This is a genomic window from Streptomyces sp. NPDC019937, from assembly GCF_040631655.1.
Classification (GTDB): Bacteria; Actinomycetota; Actinomycetes; order Streptomycetales; family Streptomycetaceae; genus Streptomyces.
On record NZ_JBEYAL010000019.1, the window covers coordinates 120,733 to 138,054 of the forward strand.

Here is a 17,322-nt window from a genome sequence, read left to right on the forward strand (position 1 = left end):
ACGTTTCATCCTGATTCGCCATACATGTCTCCTGTTTGAACATTGACAATCGGGGAGACCGTTCCGTATCGTCTCCCCCGATCCTGCGGTCGGATTCTAGAGCGCTTCACACGGGCCGGGTCCGGGCCGTACAGAGAATCCCACGCGAATCCGATGAAAGGACCCACCGAGTTGAGCGCCTTACCGATTCCGCGCCGCCGTCTGGGCCGAACAGGACTGGAAGTCTCCGCCCTCGGCCTGGGGTGCATGGGGATGAGTCAGACGTACGGAACTCCCAACGATGACGAGTCCATCGCCACGATTCACCACGCCCTCGAGATGGGCTGTAATTTCTTCGACACCGCGGAGTCATACGGCCCGTTCGTGAATGAGGAACTCCTCGGCCGGGCGCTGCGCGGACGGCGGGAACAAGCGGTGATCGCGACGAAGTTCGGCTGGGAGTACGAAGGAACCCGGCGCGGCGCACTGAACAGCCGGCCCGAACACATCCGCCGCGTCGTGGACGCCTCGCTGTCCCGACTGGGCACGGACCACATCGATGTGCTCTACCAGCACCGGGTTGACCTGGAGGTCCCCATCGAGGAGGTCGCGGGCACCGTCGGCGACCTCATCGCGGCGGGAAAGGTGGCCCACTTCGGACTGTCCGAGGCCGGCGCGGGAACCATCACAAGGGCGAACAAGGTCTGCCCTGTGGCGGTGCTGCAGACCGAATACTCCCTGTGGGAACGCCACTTGGAGCAGGAGATTCTTCCCACGATCCGTGAACTCGGCATCGGCCTCGTCGCCTACTCCCCGCTGGGCCGGGGTTTTTTGACCGGATCGGCGATGCGTGCGGAAGACTACCCGGAGACCGACTACCGCAAGCACGACCCGCGTTTCCAGGGCACCAATTTCGACACCAACACCGCCGCCGCCGACGTGGTACGCGAGCTCGCCCGCGAGCTGTCGGCCACGCCCGCCCAAGTCTCCCTCGCCTGGCTTTTGCACAAGGGCGGGGACATCGTGCCGATCCCCGGCACGAAACGGCGCGTCACGCTGACCGAGAACCTGGCTTCCGCTCAGCTGAAGCTCGATGCCCAGATGATGCGGCGGCTGGACGAGGCACTGCCGGCAGCGGCAATCGCCGGGACGCGCTATCCGGAAAGCGTCATGCACATGAACGGCCGCTGATGCAGCGCCGTACGCGTGTTTTCCTCTGATCGACAGGGGACTGACGCTTCAGATCGACGCCCTTACCAGGCGTCAACTCGAGAATAAACGGGGGAAGCAATGTTCCGTAAGCTACTCATCACTTCGGCGGCTGGGTCTTTGGCCCTGCTCGGCCTTGCCGGGCCGGCCCAAGCCACCGTCCCGACCAGTGCAACGGAAGGCCCGACGACGCTGCAACTCCCGGAGGGTTTCCGGCCCGACGGCATCGCCATCGGCGATAAGCCGTATGCCTACTTCGGTTCGCTCAACAACGGCGCCATCTACAAAGTCGATCTGGCCACCGGCGCCGGCAAAGTGATCACCTCCGACACCGGCGGTATGGCCACGGGAATGAAACTCGACGGCGTCGGCCGACTCTACGTTGCGGGCGGATCGGTCGGCGACGGCAGAATCGTCGACGCGGATTCGGGAAAGGTACTTGCCAACTACAAGCTCCCCGCATCGAGCGGCTTCATCAACGACGTCGTACTGACACGGGACGCGGCCTGGTTCACCGACTCCTTCAACCCCGTCGTGTACAAGGTCCCCCGGCATCAGGACGGTTCGCTTCCACAGCAGAGCGAAGTCGTCACCGTGCCCCTGACCGGTGACCTCCACTACGGCGAGGGCTTCAACGTGAGCGGCATCGCACCGGCTCCCGGAGGGGACGGGCTTGTCATCGCCCAGATCAGCACCGGAAAACTCTTCGAAGTGGACCTGCCCAGCGGTACCACGCACGAGGTGAACACCGGTGGTGAAACGCTCACCAACCCCGACGGCCTGCTGCTCAGCGACCACACGCTGTATGTCGCACAGAACCGGAAGAACGAAGTCGCGACGCTGCGCCTCGACGATTCCGGAAAGACCGCGGAACTCGTACGCCGCACCACTGACAGCCGTTTCGACATCCCGACACGGATAGCGGTGCGCGGGGACCGGCTCTACCTGCCGAACGCACGCACCACCACAGAACCGACTCCCACCACGCCCTACACCGCGGTGGCCATTCCCCGAGGCTGAACACCGCCCAGATAACGAGCGTGGCACTCCGGCCCATTCACCGGAGTGCCACGCTCGCTTCGTTCGGGAGCCCGGACGAATAGCTGATTCCCAGTACCCGCCCCAATGCTCGTTGCCATCCGAGGGGCAAATGAAGTTGTAGTCCGCCACGCCGCCATCGGCTTTCCTGTAAGTGCTGCTCTTCAGCAGGAACGGGAAGGTTCGTCAGTGACTCATTCCATGCACACCGAAATACTGGCCGTGCGCCACGCCGACCTGTCCCTGGGGCGCGGCGAGGCGATGGTGGCCACCTCGCTGGGGCGGCAGGACGGGACGCACCCCATCCGGTCACGTGTTGCGCCTCTCCTGGAGGGTGCTTTACGCCGCCGTGGGCTTGCGGTGAGAAGCGGCCCGGTGCAGGCGGTGCCGCCCTCGGACCCCCTGGACCCGGTCCTGCTCGCGGGAGCCTACACACCGCATGGCGCGACCGAACAGATCGCCGCAGTGGCCTTGGCTCCGGACGACGGGGCAGCTCGGGACGCCGCACAGAGCGCGCTGTGTGAAGTGGAGGGTGCTCTCCGGTCGCGGACAGTCCTCCTGGCCTCTCCCCGGTCCTTCTGCGCGGGAGTCGACCGTGCCATCGAGATCGTGGAACGCGTTTTGTCCCAGGAGGGTGCCCCTGTATACGTGCGCAAGCAGATCGTCCACAATGTGCACGTCGTGCGGGACCTGGAGCGCCGTGGCGCCGTGTTCGTCGACGAACTCGATGAGGTTCCGCCCGCGGCCACCGTGGTCTTCTCCGCGCACGGCGTCTCCCCCGACGTCCGCACAGCAGCCGACCGACGGGGCCTGCGAGTGATCGACGCGACCTGCCCGCTGGTCACCAAGGTTCACGCGGAGGCGCGCCGCTTCGCCGGCCGTGGTGACACCGTCGTGTTCATTGGGCATGCGGGTCACGAGGAGACGGAAGGCACCTTGGGCGAGGCGCCGGGCCAGATGGTGCTGGTGGAGAGCGCTGCCGATGTCGCCGCGCTCCGGGTACCCGACCCGGCTCGGGTCTCGTATCTCACCCAGACGACGCTGGCGGTCGATGAGACAACCGAAGTGATCGAGGCGCTCAAGGAACGGTTTCCGGCGCTGCGCGCCCCGCACTCCGAGGACATCTGTTATGCCACGACCAACCGGCAGGAGGCGCTGCGCGCCGTGACTGCCGACTCCGACCTGGTATTCGTCGTGGGTTCGGTCAATTCGTCCAATTCCCAGCGTCTGGTGGAGCTGAGCGCCCGCCAGGGCACTCCGGCTCAGCTGATCGACGATGCGTCCGAGATCGATCCGCGTCGGCTGCACGGGGTTGTCACCGTGGGCCTCACCGCGGGCGCGTCGGCGCCGCCGCGGCTGGTGGAGCAGGTCATCGACAGCCTTGCGGGCCTGGGAGCGATCTCCGTTGAGGAGCGAGAAGTGACCCAAGAGAATGTGCAGTTCGCTTTGCCGAGGACGGTGCGTGCGAAATGAGGACAGGCACAGCGGTGCGGACCGCCCAGCCTCTGCTGGACTCCGTGAGCTCACCGGACGCTTTGCGGTCCTTGTCCCCCGCCCACCTGGAGGTGCTGGCCGAGGAGATCCGCACCTTTCTCATCGACAGCGTCACCAGCACAGGAGGGCATCTGGGCCCGAACCTGGGCGTGGTCGAGCTCACCTTGGCCCTGCATCGGGTCTTCGACTCGCCCCGGGATGCGATCCTCTTCGACACCGGCCACCAGACGTATGTGCACAAGCTGCTGACCGGCAGGAAGGACGGCTTCGCCGGGCTCCGGCAGGGACAAGGGATCTCCGGCTATCCCTCCCGTGCCGAATCCCCGCACGACGTCATCGAGAACTCCCATGCCTCCACGGCCCTGTCCTACGCGGACGGTCTCGCCAAGGCGTTCGCCCTCGCCGGCACCGCCGACCGCAAGGTCGTCGCCGTCGTCGGTGACGGCTCGCTCACCGGCGGCATGTCCTGGGAAGCGCTGAACAACATCGGGGCGGCCCCCGAACGCCCTGTCATCGTGGTCCTCAACGACAACGGTCGCTCCTATGAGCCGACCGTGGGACCCTTCGGAACGCCGTGGCCGGACGGGCCGGCTGCTCCCCCGCAAGCGCACTGCACGGCGCTCGCCGAACTCTTTGGCGCACTGGGGCTGGACTACCTCGGCCCCATCAACGGGCACGACATCGAAGCCCTCGAGGCGGCCCTGCACAAGGCGGTGGCTGCCGAACGCCCCGTCGTGGTGCACTGCCGCACTGTCAAAGGCAAGGGCTATCCCCCGGCGGAGGACGACGAGGCGGACTGCCTGCACGCGGTGGGCGTGGTCGATCGCGAGACGGGACGGCCGCACTACCGCACGGCACCCACGTGGACCACCGTCTTCGCCGAGGAGATGCGGGCCGTCGGCTCCGAACGGGAGGACGTCGTCTGTCTGACGGGTGCCATGCTCCGGCCCACCGGGCTGCTGCCGTTCGCTCTGGACCACCCGGGCCGGGTCTTCGATGTGGGGCTGGCGGAACAGCACGCCGTGGCCAGCGCGGCGGGCTTGGCCACTGGCGGCATGCACCCGGTGGTGGCCGTCTATGCCACCTTCCTCAACCGCGCCTTCGACCAGGTCCTGATGGATGTGGCACTGCACCGGCTGCCGGTCACCTTCGTCCTGGACCGCGCCGGTGTCACCGGCCCAGACGGTCCGAGCCACCACGGCTTGTGGGACTCCTCGCTGCTCTCCTTGGTCCCGGGACTGCAGCTGGCCGCCCCCCGCGACCCCGCCCGGCTGCGGGAACTGCTGCGCGAGGCCCTGGCGGTGCACGACGGTCCCACGGCGATCCGTTTTCCCAAGGCATCGGCGGGGCCGGACATACCTGCCATGGAACGGGTGGGGAGCACCGACGTCCTGCACCGCCACGGCGCGCGCGACGTGCTCCTCGTGACGGCCGGCCCTCTTGCCCAAAGCGGCCTTGAGGCGGCCCACTCGTTGGGTGAGCAGAACATCGGTGTGACCGTGACCGATCCTCGCTGGGTCCACCCTGTCGACCCGGCGCTTGTGCGGCTGGCCGGTGAGTACCGGCTCGTGGTCACGGTGGAGGACAACATCGAGACCGCGGGTTTGGGCAGCCGCATCGCACACGCCCTGTCCGAAGCGCCCGCCGCTCCCCGCACCTGCACGCTTGCGCTGCCCGCCGCGTTCGTACCGCACGACAGCCGAGACGCCATTCTGCGCCGCAACGGCCTGGACGGGCCGGGCATCGCGGAGACGGTCGCCAGGCGCTTGGGTGATCTCCGCGTATCTCAGGAGGAGGCACGTCGATGAGCACCACCGTCACACTCCCGCTCCCCACCACTCCCCTTCGGCTCAACGAACGCCGCACAACCCGCAGGATCACCGTGGGCACCGGCCCCAGCGCGGTGCCCGTCGGCGGGGGAGCCCCGGTGTCCGTCCAGTCGATGACCACCACCGAGACCGCTGACGTCAACGCGACGCTGCAGCAGATCGCGGAGCTCGGTGCGGCCGGCTGCCAGATCGTACGCGTCGCCGTGCCCAGCCAGGACGACGCCGACGCCCTGCCCGCCATCGCCGCCAAGTCGCCGATCCCGGTGATCGCCGACATCCACTTTCAGCCGAAGTACGTCTTCGCTGCCATCGAGGCGGGATGCGCGGCGGTGCGGGTGAACCCGGGAAACATCCGGCAGTTCGACGACCGCGTCAAAGAGATCGCCAAGGCGGCCGCGGACGCCGCCGTGCCCATCCGGATCGGCGTCAACGCCGGCTCGCTCGATGACCGGCTGTTGCGCAAATACGGCAAGGCCACGCCCGAGGCACTGGTCGAGTCCGCCCTGTGGGAGTGCTCCCTCTTCGAAGAGCACGGCTTCCGCGACCTGAAGATCTCCGTTAAGCACCATGACCCCGTCGTGATGATCAACGCTTACCGACAGCTGTCCGAGGCTTGCGATTACCCGCTGCACCTGGGCGTGACCGAGGCCGGGCCCGCCTTTCAGGGCACTGTCAAATCATCCGTCGCCTTCGGCGCACTGCTCGCCGAGGGCATCGGGGACACGCTGCGCGTCTCCCTGTCCGCGCCGCCGGTCGAGGAGGTCAAGGTCGGCACGGCCATCCTTGAATCCCTCGGGCTGCGCGAACGCCGCCTGGAGATCGTTTCCTGCCCTTCCTGCGGCCGCGCGCAGGTCGATGTGTACCGTCTCGCGGACCAGGTGAGCGCGGCACTCGACGGCTTTCCCGTGCCGCTGCGGGTGGCCGTCATGGGGTGCGTGGTCAACGGCCCCGGGGAGGCCCGCGAGGCCGATATCGGTGTGGCCTCGGGCAACGGCAAGGGCCAGATCTTCGTACGCGGCCAGGTGATCAAAACGGTGCCGGAATCCCGCATCGTCGAAACGCTGGTGGAAGAGGCCGTGAAACTCAGCGACCGGCTCCTGTCCGCCCCCCTTGAGGAGACGTCATGACCGCCCCCGCCCCGGTAGCGGACACCCTTGACCTCGCGGCCGTTCGCACGGCCGTCGACCGGACGCTGGAGAACTTCCTCGCGGACAAACTCAAGACGGCCGAGGCCGATGAGATGGTCGACGTCATTGGTGTGCTCGACCGATTTCTTCGCGCCGGCGGCAAGCGTCTTCGCCCGCTGCTGTGTGTCTGCGGCTGGCATGCCGCCCGCGGCGGCCCCGGGCTGGAGGTCGTACTGCGGGCCGCCGCGGCTTTGGAACTCTTTCACGCCTTCGCCCTCATCCACGACGACGTGATGGACGGCTCCGACACCCGCCGGGGGCATCCCAGCGCTCACCGGGCCCTGCAGGCGGTGCGCGACGGCAGCGACGCCAAGGCTGCCGAGTGGTTCGGCATCAGCAGCGCGATCCTGCTCGGCGACCTCGCACTGATCTGGTCGGACGAGCTTTTGACCGGCGCCCCGATGACGGCCGGACAGCACCTGGCGGTGCGGCCGGTCCTGGACGTCATGCGCAGCGAGGTCATGCAAGGGCAGTACCTCGACCTTCTCGCCACCGGCACAGTGACCGGTGACCTCCAGCAGGCCATGGCCGTGGTCCGCTACAAGACGGCCAAGTACACCGTCGAACGCCCGCTGCACGTCGGCGCGGTTCTGGCCGGCGGTTCTCCCGCCGACCTTGCTGTGTGCAGCGCCTACGCCCTGCCGATCGGGGAGGCGTTCCAGCTGAGGGACGATCTCCTGGGCGTCTTCGGCGACCCCCGGGAGACCGGCAAGTCCGACCTTGATGACTTGCGCGAGGGCAAGCGCACGCCGCTGGTGGCGATGGCGGTCCAGCGAGCCGATGAGCGGCAACTCGCCGTTTTGCGAGGCGGTTTGGGGCGGCCCGACCTCGATGAGGAGGACGCCGCCGCGATCCGCGGCGTCCTGGAGGCCACCGGTGCCCGGCAGCGCGCGGAGGAAATGATCACCCAGCGCTACACCGCTGCCCTGCAGGCACTGGAACAAAGCGAGTTCCCGCCGGCGGTCACGGCGGCGCTCAAGGACATCGCACGGGCGGCGACGGTGAGGTCCTCGTGAGCGCACCGACGACGTCGGCCCGGCCCGGCCCGCGGCGCAGCCCCGCCCACACCGCCGTCCGGGCGGTGCTCAACGAGATCGCCGTCAGCGGCAGGTTCATCAGTAACGATGTATGGACAACGGTCCTGCCCGCCACGTCGTTCGTGCTCGCGGCGGCCTTCACCAGCGGGCACACCGGTGGCCGGCTCGCCGCCGATTTCCTGCGCGGCGCGGTGTACTTCTGGCTCTACATCTACGGCTTCACGCTGACCAATCAGCTGTACGGCGTGGAGGAGGACCGCGTCAACAAACCCTTCCGCCCTCTTGTCACAGGACGCTCCAGCTACCGCGGAGCGCAGCGGCGGGCGGTGGTGGTGCTCTGTGCCTTCCCCGTGCTCGCCTGGTGGTTCGGCGTCCTGCCGTGGGCCCTGATCTGGGAGGCCACCTATCTGCTGACCAATGTGGCGCGCTGGGAACGGCACTGGTTCATCAAGAACCTGTCGATGGGGATAGGCGTGACGGTGCAGCTGGCCGCCGCGTGGTCGCTGGTCACACCGCTCACCGACACGGCCTGGCGCTGGATCCTCACTCTCGCCGTCTCCATTTGGCTGCTGATCCCGCTGCAGGATCTGCGGGATGTGGAGGGTGATGTGGTCAACGGCCGCCGGACCTTTCCCATCGCCCTGGGCGAGAAGTTCGCCCGTGGTTATCTCGCCCTGGGTTTCGCCGCCCTGCCCGTGGTGGTCCACACACTGCTGCTGCGGCCCGCCCACTCGCCGTGGATCTGGGGCCTGGACGCCGTCCTGGCCGGGCTCAATTGGCTGGTCGCCATTCGGGTGGTCGTGCTCAGGAAACCGAAGCAGGACCATGTGACGTACCGGAGGTTCGAGCAGTGGTACACACTCTCCCTGGTCGCCGCCATCCTCGCGCTGTGAGGAATCGGGGCGGGGTGACCGTGCGCGTGCCTGCCAAGGTCAACCTCCAGCTGTCGGTGGGGAGGCCTCGGCCGGACGGTTACCACGAGCTGCTCAGCGTCTTCATGGCTGTGGGGCTGTGCGATGAGGTGTACGCGACCGACGGCAGGGGCGTGTCCAGTACCGCGGAGGGGGAGGGCAGCGGCGCCCTTCCGGGCGATGACCGCAACCTCGCGGTGCGCGCCGCCCGGCTGCTCGCCGCGCGGACGGGGACCGTGCGAGGCGCGCGCCTGCACCTGACGAAGAACATTCCCGTGGCAGGAGGAATGGCCGGAGGCAGCGCCGATGCGGCCGCGGCGTTGCTGGCCTGCAACAGCCTGTGGGACACCCGGCTGGGTAAGGCGGACCTGCTGGCGCCGTCGGTTCTCCCACCGCACCTGCTTGGGGGCGGCATCCGGCCCGATGCCGCCCTCTTGCGAGCCCTGCGCGACAATGACGTCGCCTCGTTGGCAGCCGCCCTCGGCGCATCCCTTGACGACGGACGTTCCGACGTCAACGACCTGGAGGCAGCAGCCCTTTCGCTGCGGCCCGCCCTCGCGGACACCTTGCGTACCGGGCGGCGCGCGGGTGCGTGCGCGGCATTCGTCTCAGGCTCCGGGCCGACCTGTGTCTTCCTGGCCAAGGACGCCCGCGTGGCCGAGCACATCAAGGCCCAACTGGAAAAGTCAGGCACCTGCCGCACCGCGGCAATCACTGTCGGGCCGGTGCCGGGCGCGACCGTACAGAACGGAAAGGGACGACTGTGAAAGGAACAGTGCGTCACCTGAACCGGGTGGTCATTCGGTTCGCGGGTGACTCGGGTGACGGTATGCAGCTCACGGGCGACCGGTTCACCTCCGAGACGGCCTCGTTCGGCAACGACCTGTCGACCCTGCCGAACTTCCCCGCCGAGATCAGGGCCCCCGCCGGCACGCTGCCCGGCGTCTCCAGCTTCCAGCTGCACTTCGCCGACCACGACATCCTCACGCCCGGTGACGCGCCCAACGTCCTGATCGCGATGAACCCGGCGGCGCTGAAGGCCAACCTCGCGGACGTGCCGCGCGGCGCGGACATCATCGTGAACACCGACGAGTTCACCAAGCGTCCGATGGCGAAGGTGGGGTACACCACCAGCCCGCTGGAGGACGGCTCGCTGGAGTCGTGGAACGTCCACCCGGTGCCGCTGACGACGCTGACGATCGAGGCGCTCAAGGAGTTCGGTCTCTCCCGCAAGGAGGCCGAGCGCTCCAAGAACATGTTCGCGCTCGGCCTGCTGTCATGGATGTACCACCGTCCGACGGAGTCCACCGAGGCGTTCCTGCGGCAGAAGTTCGCCAAGAAGCCGCAGATCGCCGAGGCCAACGTCGCAGCGTTCCGGGCGGGCTGGAACTTCGGTGAGACCACGGAGGACTTCGCGGTCTCCTACAAGGTGGCGCCGGCGACGAAGGCGTTCCCGACGGGCACGTACCGCAACATCTCCGGCAACCTGGCCCTGTCCTACGGACTGGTCGCCGCGGGCCGCCAGGCGGACCTGCCGCTGTACCTGGGCTCGTACCCGATCACCCCGGCCTCCGACATCCTGCACGAGCTGTCCAAGCACAAGAACTTCGGTGTGCGGACCTTCCAGGCGGAGGACGAAATCGCGGGCATCGGCGCGGCGCTGGGCGCGGCGTTCGGCGGCTCGCTGGCGGTGACGACGACCTCGGGCCCGGGTGTGGCGCTGAAGTCGGAGACGATCGGCCTGGCCGTCAGCCTGGAGCTGCCGCTGCTGATCGTGGACATCCAGCGCGGCGGCCCGTCGACAGGGCTGCCGACCAAGACGGAGCAGACCGATCTGCTGCAGGCGATGTACGGGCGCAACGGAGAGGCGCCGGTGCCGATCGTCGCGCCCAAGACCCCGGCCGACTGCTTCGACGCCACGCTGGACGCGGCCCGTATCGCGCTGACGTACCGCACGCCGGTCTTCCTGCTCTCCGACGGCTCCCTGGCCAACGGCTCCGAGCCCTGGCGCATCCCTGAGGTCGACGAACTGCCCGACCTGCGCGCGCAGTTCGCGACCTCGGCCAACCACGAGCTGGCGGACGGCACCGAGGTCTTCTGGCCGTACAAGCGCGATCCGCAGACCCTGGCGCGGCCGTGGGCGGTGCCCGGCACTCCGGGCCTGGAGCACCGCATCGGCGGCATCGAGAAGCAGGACGGCACGGGCAACATCTCCTACGACCCGGCCAACCACGACTTCATGGTGCGCACCCGGCAGGCCAAGATCGACGGCATCGAGGTGCCGGACGTCGAGGTCGACGACCCCTCGGGCGAGGCCGACACCCTGGTCGTCGGCTGGGGTTCGACCTACGGCCCGATCACCGCGGCCGTGCGCCGTGTGCGCCGGGCGGGCGGGAGCATCGCCCAGGCGCATCTGCGCCACCTCAACCCCTTCCCGGGGAATCTCGGTGCGGTGCTGGGGAGTTACGGCAAGGTGGTCGTCCCCGAGATGAACCTCGGCCAGCTCGCCATGCTGCTGCGCGCGAAGTTCCTCGTGGACGCCCGCTCGCACACGCAGGTCAGCGGCATGCCGTTCAAGGCAGAGCAGCTTGCCTTTGCTCTCAAGGAGATGCTCGATGACTGAGACGATCTCGGAGGGCGCGGCGCAGATCGAGGCGCTTTCCCTGGTGCCCAAGGCCGAGGCCGAGCAGTCCAGATCGGACTTCAAGTCCGATCAGGAAGTGCGCTGGTGCCCCGGCTGCGGCGACTACGCCATCCTCGCCGCCGTGCAGGGCTTCATGCCCGAGCTCGGCCTGGCGAAGGAGAACATCGTTTTCGTCTCCGGCATCGGGTGTTCCTCGCGCTTCCCGTACTACATGAACACCTACGGGATGCACTCCATCCACGGCCGCGCCCCGGCCATCGCCACCGGCCTCGCCTCCTCCCGGCGCGACCTGTCGGTGTGGGTGGTCACCGGTGACGGCGACGCGCTCTCCATCGGCGGCAACCACCTCATCCACGCCCTGCGGCGGAATGTCAACCTCAAGATCCTCCTGTTCAACAACCGGATCTACGGGCTGACCAAGGGGCAGTACTCGCCCACCTCCGAGGTCGGCAAGATCACCAAGTCGACGCCGATGGGCTCGCTGGACGCGCCCTTCAACCCGGTCTCGCTGGCGATCGGCGCCGAGGCGTCCTTCGTCGCGCGCACCGTCGACTCCGACCGCAAACACCTCACCTCGGTGCTCCGCCGGGCCGCCGAGCACCCGGGCACGGCGCTGGTGGAGATCTACCAGAACTGCAACATCTTCAACGACGGCGCGTTCGAGGCGCTGAAGGACAAGGAGCAGGCCCAGGAGGCCGTCATCCGGCTGGAGCACGGGCAGCCGATCCGGTTCGGCGCCCCGGCCGAGGACGGCCTCGGGGCCAAGGGCGTCGTCCGCGACCCGGCTACGGGCGACCTCCGGGTCATGGACGTCGCCCAGGAGGGCACCGCGGGCGTGCTCGTGCACGACGCGCACAACCCCTCCCCCACCACGGCCTTCGCCCTCTCCCGGCTCGCCGACGCCGACACCCTGCACCACACGCCCATCGGCGTGCTGCGCAGCGTGGACCGGCCCGTCTACGACACCGGGATGAGCGATCAGCTGGACGCCGCCATCGAGCAGAAGGGCAAGGGCGACCTCGCCACCCTGCTCGCCGGCAACGACACCTGGACGGTCGTCGGCTGAACGTCCGCCGCAAGCCGGCAGCTTTGTGAACCTTTCCAGCGCTCGTGAAATGAGGAGTTACCCGTGACCTATGTCATCGCGCAGCCCTGCGTGGATGTCAAGGACAAGGCATGCATCAAGGAGTGCCCCGTGGACTGCATCTACGAAGGGCAACGGATGCTCTACATCCACCCCGAGGAATGCGTGGACTGCGGCGCCTGTGAACCCGTCTGCCCGGTCGAGGCCATCTTCTACGAGGACGACACCCCGCCGGAGTGGGCGGGCTACCACCAGGCCAATGTGGAGTTCTTCATCCCTCTGGGCTCCCCAGGAGGCGCCAGCAAACTCGGTCTGATCGAGGATGACCATCCGGTCGTCGCCCAGCAGCCGGTTCGGGCGTGAGGTCTCCCGCTCCTCTGGCCGATCCGCACGTCGTGTCCGACCCCGCCGGGCCTGGGAAGGCTGACAGTCCTCAGGACATCGTCATCCTGGGCTCGACGGGATCCATCGGCACCCAGGCGATCGACCTGATCCTGCGCCATCCCGACCGGATCCGGGTCACCGCGCTGTCCGCCGCAGGCGGCCGGGTGGGTGCACTCGCCGAGCAGCCCCGACGGCTGCGCGTGCGCGCCCTCGCCGTCGCCCGCACGGGCGTGGTGCCGGCGTTGGTGGCGGCGTATCACGCTCGACCGCTACGCCCACTTCATGCCGGAAGCAGGCAAGCAGGGGCTCGCGCCCATGGACTCCTGGCTGGCCCCGCACGGTCGGGACCGTCATCGAGCGCTGATCAAGTGTAGATCGTCGGCCTCGACGATGCCGGGGAGCGACCCGCCCTCACGCAACGGCGTGAGGGCGGGTCGCGGTGACTTCGGTCAGCATTTCCCCAAGCTGTCCGACGCGCCGACCTCGCGATCCTCCACAGGGATCAGCCGCAGTGGCCGGTGCCCTTCGTGGAATAGGTGGTGATGCCGCCCTCCCAGGTCACGCACTGCCCGCGGGCCTGAAGGTAGACGGGCCCGGCATAGGTCGTGAACTGGCCGCTGTCGGTCGCCTTCCCCTCCCGCTCCGAGCTGAGCGAGGCGAACATGTACACCGCCGCCCCGGCCCTGGCGCGAATGGTGACCACACAGTTCTCGCCGGTCGTCTGGTTGTACGTCAGGAAGGTCGTGCCCAGGTTCTCCATGTCGGCGGAGTCGATCACCTTGTGGCCGGCGCCACAGGCCCCGTTGTACTTCGCGACCGGGCCGACCGACTCCGCCGCGGACGCGGGCCCGGCAAGGGCCAGGGCACCGCCACCGACGACGATGGCGACGGTCGTGACGGCGGCGGTGCGACGTGCGAGCTTCATGGGGTTCCCCTCGTTGATGTGGTCCCTCGTTGACGTGGTCCGTGACGTGAGACCAGACGGCCTCCGGGTTGGTTGTGGCCTCACCGCGTCACAGTTCTGTCACCGGGGGGCAGCGCAGCCGTCGGCAGGTCTCGCGTACGCCGTGACGTAGACATGGCCGCTTGGGGATGATCCGTCGGTGACCACTCCTGTGATACTCGAGGCACCCGCGACGCCGGTCGCGCCCGCGCTGGTTCTCCGCCCCCGGTGCGCGGAGGACGTCCCCGATGGTCGAGGCATACCGCGATCCGGTCCTGCGTCACTGGAGCAGCACGCGGGTGGCCGATGACGCCGAGGGACTGCGGTGGGTGCAGGCCCAGCAGCAGGGCTGGACGGCAGACAACCGGTTCAGCTTCGCCGTCCTTGAAGCGCACCCTGGCATGGGTTCACAGCGCTTGGTGGGCGACGTGATTCTCAAGGAGGTCGCATCGGGCAAGCGGTCCGCCGAGGTCGGCTACTGGACATCGGCACAAGCGCGAGGCCGCGGCATAGCCGTCAGGGCCTTGGAGACTCTCACGGCGTGGGCCTTCGAGACCTTCCACACCGACGGACTTCAGAGCCTTGAACTCCTGCACCAAGTGGACAACCTGGCATCATGCCGCGTCGCTCAGGAGAGCGCCTACGAGTTGGACAGAGTGCTGCCCGCGGCGCCGCCCTCGTACCCCCTGGACGGCCACCTGCATGTCCGCGGCCGGTCTCCGGTCGAAGACCGGCGCCGTGGCTGACGAGCCCACCGCCCACGGGGCCCTTGGCATCCGCCCGGGCTGCCGATCGTCCTCCTGATCATCGCGAAGCCTTTCCGGGCGTGCTTGGCCAAGAAGACGCCCGATGGTTGAACACGTGAGCGCCGGGCTGCGTATGGAAGCGAAACGTCCCTGGATCAGGAGGCACCACCATGACGCAGCCGGAAACCACCGGATGGGGCACCACCCGTCGCGCCGTCGTCTCCGCTGCCGGAGCGGCCGGGCTGGCCGCCGCCCTCACGGCCTGCGGTAAGGACGACGGCGGCGGGTCGGGCGACTCGCAGAACGCCGGTTCCGCACAGGAGTCGGCCGGCGCCGGGCAGTCGGGCGCGGCCGGAGCGGGAGGCGACGCGGCGGGCGGCGGCGGAGGCGGGATGGAGCTGGCCAAGACCTCCCAGATACCGGAGGGCGGCGGCATGGTCTTCAAGGAACACAAGGTCGTGGTGACCCAGCCCTCGTCGGGGCAGTTCAAGGCGTTCTCCTCGATCTGCACCCACCAGGGGTGCTCGGTCGGCGACGTGTCGGACGGCACCATCAACTGCCCCTGCCACCAGAGCAAGTTCGACATCAGCGACGGCAGCCCGAAGGGCGGACCGGCCACCAAGCCGCTGCCCGGCGCCAAGATCAAGGTGGAGGGCACCTCGATCAAGATGGCCTGAGCGGCTGCCAGCAGGCGAGGACGTCCTCGGTCGAGGTGACGGTCGCGACGAGGGCGAGGGTGTGGCGGACCATCGCCGGGGTGTACGAGGCGGGCACCCCGGCGATGGCGTCCGCGGGCACCACGGCCGTGTAGCCGAGGTTGACCGCGTCGAAGACGGCGTTGGGGATCGCCACATTGGCCGACACACCGACGACGACCAGGGTGCGGCAGCCCAGGTTGCGCAGCAGCGCGTCCACCCCGGTCCCGGCGAGCGGCGAGAGGCCGTGCAGCCGCCGTACCAGCAGATCCTCCGCGCCGACCGGGACCGGTTCGGCGATCCGTACCGCGTCGCTCCCGGTGAGCTGCCGCACCGGCAGCCGCTCGGCGGCCCGGAACAGCGGCGCGTTGCGGTTCGCGCCGCGCCCGTCGGCGCGCCGCTCGGCCACCGCGTGCAGCACCGGTACGCGCATGTCGTGGGCGGCCGACACCAGCCGGGCGACACGCCCGAGCGCGCCGGACTCCCGGGCCTCGGCGGCGAGTTCGGGCAGCGCGCTGCCCGGGCCCACGACGCCGCGCTGGCACTCCACGGTGAGCAGGGCGCAGCCCTCGGGCCGAAGGAGTTCGGAAAGCGACACGGCGGCCTCCTGGCGTCTCGCGCCGGGAGGGTAACGGCCATTGCGCATGGAGGGAAGAGTCGCGATTCTGTGCGGATGACCGTCACCCAGCGGCGGGGACGCCGCATCATGATGACCCCGGCCGAGCTGGACGCCTTCCTCACCGAACAGCGCACCTGCCGGGTCGCGACCGTGTCCGCGGACGGGCGGCCGCACATCAGCGCGCTGTGGTTCGCCTGGGACGGCACGGCCCTGTGGCTCTACTCCCTGACCCGCAGCCGCCGCTGGGCCGAGCTGCGCCGCGATCCGCGACTCTCGGTGATCGTCGACGACGGGCACGACTACGGCGAGTTACGCGGCGTCGAGCTGAGCGGCGAGGCCGCCTTCGTCGGCGAGGCGCCGCGCTCGGGCGCGCCGTGTCCCGAACTCGACGCGCCGGAGCGGATGTTCGCGGCGAAGTACTTCGGGCTGGACGCCATGCCGCACGACGGGCGCCACGCGTGGCTGCGGCTGGTCCCGGACACGGTCAGCTCCTGGGACTTCCGCAAGCTGCCCCAGGGCTGAGCATGTCGTACGGACCCGGCTCAGCCGGTCAGTCGACGATCTTCTCCCCCACCGACCGCAGCACGTCCACCGCCGCGCGGATGGAGGGCCTGCGGTCGGCGTCGGCGCGCCAGATCGCGTAGACATGCCGGCGCATCGTGGGCGGGCTGACCGGCACCATCCGCACACCCTCGGGCACCGGGCCCCGGCCGAGCCGGGGGATGACGCCGATGCCGAGCCCGGAGGCGATCAGCGCGAGCTGGGTCTGGTGCTCCCGCGCGGTGTGCCGGATGTGCGGCTCGATGCCCTTGCCGCGCAGGGTCACCATCAGCCAGTCGTAGCAGAACCCGCCCTCGGGCCAGGACACCCACTCGTCGTCCACGAAGTCCTCCGGCTCGACCGCGCAGCGGTCGGCGAAGGGGTGGTCCGCGGGCATCGCCACGTCCACCAGGTCGTCCAGCAGCGCCGCCTTGACCAGCCCGCCGGGCACCGGCAGCGGCTTGTTGTACCAGTCGAGGACGACGGCCAGGTCGATGTCGCCGCGCACCACCGCGGGCACCGACTCGTCCGGCTCCATCTCCTGCAACCGGGCGCGCAGCTGCGGGTGTTCGGACCGCATCCGCTCCAGCGCGGCGGGGAAGAGGCCGCGGACGGCGGTCGGGAAGGCGCCCAGCAGCAGCTCGCCGACGGCGTGACCGCGCTGGGCCTCCAGGTCCGCCTGGGCCAGCTCCACTTGGGACAGGATCCGCGCCGCGTGGTCGGAGAGCAGCCGCCCGGCGTCGGTGAGCCGCACCCCCCGCCCGTTCTTGGCGAGCAGCTGCTGTCCGGTCTCCCGCTCCAGCTTGGACAGCTGCTGGGAGACGGCCGAGGTGGTGACGTGCAGCCCCTCGGCCGCGCCGCTCACGGAACCGTGCCGGGCCACGGCGTACAAGGTGCGCAGGCGATCCAGATTCATGTAAGGAATGCTACGCGAAAACGCACATGAATTCTCGCTTGTTCTAAGAAGTCGTGGCCAGCACTGT

At 68.9% G+C, this 17,322-nt stretch carries 17 protein-coding genes and 1 pseudogene; 15 read left to right on the plus strand and 3 right to left on the minus strand.

All coding sequences use genetic code 11. From position 1 onward, the window contains the following. The first annotated feature begins 153 nt into the window (after positions 1-153). The 12 genes and pseudogenes from ABZ562_RS20730 to ABZ562_RS20785 form a co-directional block, all read left to right on the plus strand. On the plus strand, positions 154-1,170 hold the full coding sequence (locus ABZ562_RS20730; protein ID WP_361481510.1) for an aldo/keto reductase: 1,017 nt from the start codon (positions 154-156) through the stop codon (positions 1,168-1,170). Between the two features lie 138 nt (positions 1,171-1,308). Next, positions 1,309-2,208, plus strand: a complete 900-nt coding sequence (locus ABZ562_RS20735) for a superoxide dismutase (protein WP_361481513.1) — start codon at positions 1,309-1,311, stop codon at positions 2,206-2,208. Between the two features lie 219 nt (positions 2,209-2,427). After that, positions 2,428-3,699: a 4-hydroxy-3-methylbut-2-enyl diphosphate reductase gene (ispH, locus tag ABZ562_RS20740; protein ID WP_361481516.1), complete on the plus strand. Its 1,272-nt coding sequence runs from the start codon at positions 2,428-2,430 to the stop codon at positions 3,697-3,699. After that, a complete protein-coding gene (locus ABZ562_RS20745) occupies positions 3,696-5,528 on the plus strand; it encodes a 1-deoxy-D-xylulose-5-phosphate synthase (protein ID WP_361481519.1) in 1,833 nt (610 codons plus the stop codon). Before ispH ends, ABZ562_RS20745 begins: the two co-directional genes overlap by 4 nt. Continuing rightward, positions 5,525-6,676: a flavodoxin-dependent (E)-4-hydroxy-3-methylbut-2-enyl-diphosphate synthase gene (gene ispG, locus ABZ562_RS20750; protein WP_361481522.1), complete on the plus strand. Its 1,152-nt coding sequence runs from the start codon at positions 5,525-5,527 to the stop codon at positions 6,674-6,676. Before ABZ562_RS20745 ends, ispG begins: the two co-directional genes overlap by 4 nt. Beyond that, a complete protein-coding gene (locus tag ABZ562_RS20755) occupies positions 6,673-7,752 on the plus strand; it encodes a polyprenyl synthetase family protein (protein WP_361481525.1) in 1,080 nt (359 codons plus the stop codon). The genes ispG and ABZ562_RS20755 overlap by 4 nt, the downstream gene beginning before the upstream one ends. Beyond that, positions 7,749-8,666, plus strand: coding sequence for a UbiA family prenyltransferase (locus ABZ562_RS20760; RefSeq protein WP_361481528.1), 918 nt, complete (start codon positions 7,749-7,751; stop codon positions 8,664-8,666). The genes ABZ562_RS20755 and ABZ562_RS20760 overlap by 4 nt, the downstream gene beginning before the upstream one ends. 14 nt (positions 8,667-8,680) lie before the next feature. Then, on the plus strand, positions 8,681-9,451 hold the full coding sequence (locus tag ABZ562_RS20765) for a 4-(cytidine 5'-diphospho)-2-C-methyl-D-erythritol kinase (protein WP_361481531.1): 771 nt from the start codon (positions 8,681-8,683) through the stop codon (positions 9,449-9,451). After that, on the plus strand, positions 9,448-11,307 hold the full coding sequence (locus ABZ562_RS20770) for a 2-oxoacid:acceptor oxidoreductase subunit alpha (protein WP_361481534.1): 1,860 nt from the start codon (positions 9,448-9,450) through the stop codon (positions 11,305-11,307). Before ABZ562_RS20765 ends, ABZ562_RS20770 begins: the two co-directional genes overlap by 4 nt. Then, positions 11,300-12,394, plus strand: a complete 1,095-nt coding sequence (locus tag ABZ562_RS20775; protein ID WP_361481537.1) for a 2-oxoacid:ferredoxin oxidoreductase subunit beta — start codon at positions 11,300-11,302, stop codon at positions 12,392-12,394. The genes ABZ562_RS20770 and ABZ562_RS20775 overlap by 8 nt, the downstream gene beginning before the upstream one ends. 63 nt (positions 12,395-12,457) lie before the next feature. Next, on the plus strand, positions 12,458-12,775 hold the full coding sequence (gene fdxA / locus ABZ562_RS20780) for a ferredoxin (RefSeq protein WP_361481540.1): 318 nt from the start codon (positions 12,458-12,460) through the stop codon (positions 12,773-12,775). Beyond that, a pseudogene (locus ABZ562_RS20785) lies at positions 12,772-13,041 on the plus strand (1-deoxy-D-xylulose-5-phosphate reductoisomerase); the annotation flags it as partial. The gene fdxA and the pseudogene ABZ562_RS20785, both read left to right, overlap by 4 nt. 257 nt (positions 13,042-13,298) lie before the next feature. Here the strand turns inward: ABZ562_RS20785 and ABZ562_RS20790 are convergent. Further along, positions 13,299-13,721 (minus strand): spore-associated protein A, encoded by a 423-nt coding sequence (locus ABZ562_RS20790; RefSeq protein WP_361481543.1) that lies wholly within the window; start codon positions 13,719-13,721, stop codon positions 13,299-13,301. 266 nt (positions 13,722-13,987) lie between these two features. Here ABZ562_RS20790 and ABZ562_RS20795 point away from each other — a divergent pair, with 266 nt between their 5' ends. Both ABZ562_RS20795 and ABZ562_RS20800 read left to right on the plus strand, forming a co-directional pair. Next, on the plus strand, positions 13,988-14,485 hold the full coding sequence (locus ABZ562_RS20795; protein WP_361481546.1) for a GNAT family N-acetyltransferase: 498 nt from the start codon (positions 13,988-13,990) through the stop codon (positions 14,483-14,485). Between the two features lie 170 nt (positions 14,486-14,655). Next, a complete protein-coding gene (locus ABZ562_RS20800; protein ID WP_361481549.1) occupies positions 14,656-15,162 on the plus strand; it encodes a Rieske (2Fe-2S) protein in 507 nt (168 codons plus the stop codon). Here ABZ562_RS20800 and ABZ562_RS20805 read toward each other — a convergent pair. After that, complete coding sequence (locus tag ABZ562_RS20805) at positions 15,149-15,778, minus strand: cysteine hydrolase (protein ID WP_361481551.1); 630 nt, start codon at positions 15,776-15,778, stop codon at positions 15,149-15,151. The genes ABZ562_RS20800 and ABZ562_RS20805 overlap by 14 nt on opposite strands. A gap of 75 nt (positions 15,779-15,853) precedes the next feature. On the opposite strand from ABZ562_RS20805, the gene ABZ562_RS20810 reads away from it, so the two are divergent. After that, the gene (locus ABZ562_RS20810) at positions 15,854-16,321 is read left to right on the plus strand and encodes a pyridoxamine 5'-phosphate oxidase family protein (protein WP_361481554.1); all 468 of its coding nucleotides are present in this window, start codon (positions 15,854-15,856) and stop codon (positions 16,319-16,321) included. Positions 16,322-16,349: 28 nt separating this feature from the next. Here the strand turns inward: ABZ562_RS20810 and ABZ562_RS20815 are convergent, their stop codons facing one another. After that, positions 16,350-17,255, minus strand: coding sequence for a LysR substrate-binding domain-containing protein (locus ABZ562_RS20815; RefSeq protein ID WP_361481557.1), 906 nt, complete (start codon positions 17,253-17,255; stop codon positions 16,350-16,352). Between the last annotated feature and the right edge of the window lie 67 nt (positions 17,256-17,322).

Excerpts from the sequence above, each read along its gene's own strand:
- ABZ562_RS20775 (WP_361481537.1), top strand. The coding sequence starts at position 11,300 with ATGACTGAGACGATCTCGGAGGGCGCGGCGCAGATCGAGGCGCTTTCC.
- ABZ562_RS20795 (WP_361481546.1), top strand. The coding sequence starts at position 13,988 with ATGGTCGAGGCATACCGCGATCCGGTCCTGCGTCACTGGAGCAGCACG.
- ABZ562_RS20730 (WP_361481510.1), top strand. The coding sequence starts at position 154 with ATGAAAGGACCCACCGAGTTGAGCGCCTTACCGATTCCGCGCCGCCGT.
- ABZ562_RS20810 (WP_361481554.1), top strand. The coding sequence starts at position 15,854 with ATGACCGTCACCCAGCGGCGGGGACGCCGCATCATGATGACCCCGGCC.
- ispG (WP_361481522.1), top strand. The coding sequence starts at position 5,525 with ATGAGCACCACCGTCACACTCCCGCTCCCCACCACTCCCCTTCGGCTC.
- ABZ562_RS20745 (WP_361481519.1), top strand. The coding sequence starts at position 3,696 with ATGAGGACAGGCACAGCGGTGCGGACCGCCCAGCCTCTGCTGGACTCC.
- ispH (WP_361481516.1), top strand. The coding sequence starts at position 2,428 with ATGCACACCGAAATACTGGCCGTGCGCCACGCCGACCTGTCCCTGGGG.
- ABZ562_RS20800 (WP_361481549.1), top strand. The coding sequence starts at position 14,656 with ATGACGCAGCCGGAAACCACCGGATGGGGCACCACCCGTCGCGCCGTC.
- ABZ562_RS20755 (WP_361481525.1), top strand. The coding sequence starts at position 6,673 with ATGACCGCCCCCGCCCCGGTAGCGGACACCCTTGACCTCGCGGCCGTT.
- ABZ562_RS20790 (WP_361481543.1), bottom strand. The coding sequence starts at position 13,721 with ATGAAGCTCGCACGTCGCACCGCCGCCGTCACGACCGTCGCCATCGTC.
- ABZ562_RS20815 (WP_361481557.1), bottom strand. The coding sequence starts at position 17,255 with ATGAATCTGGATCGCCTGCGCACCTTGTACGCCGTGGCCCGGCACGGT.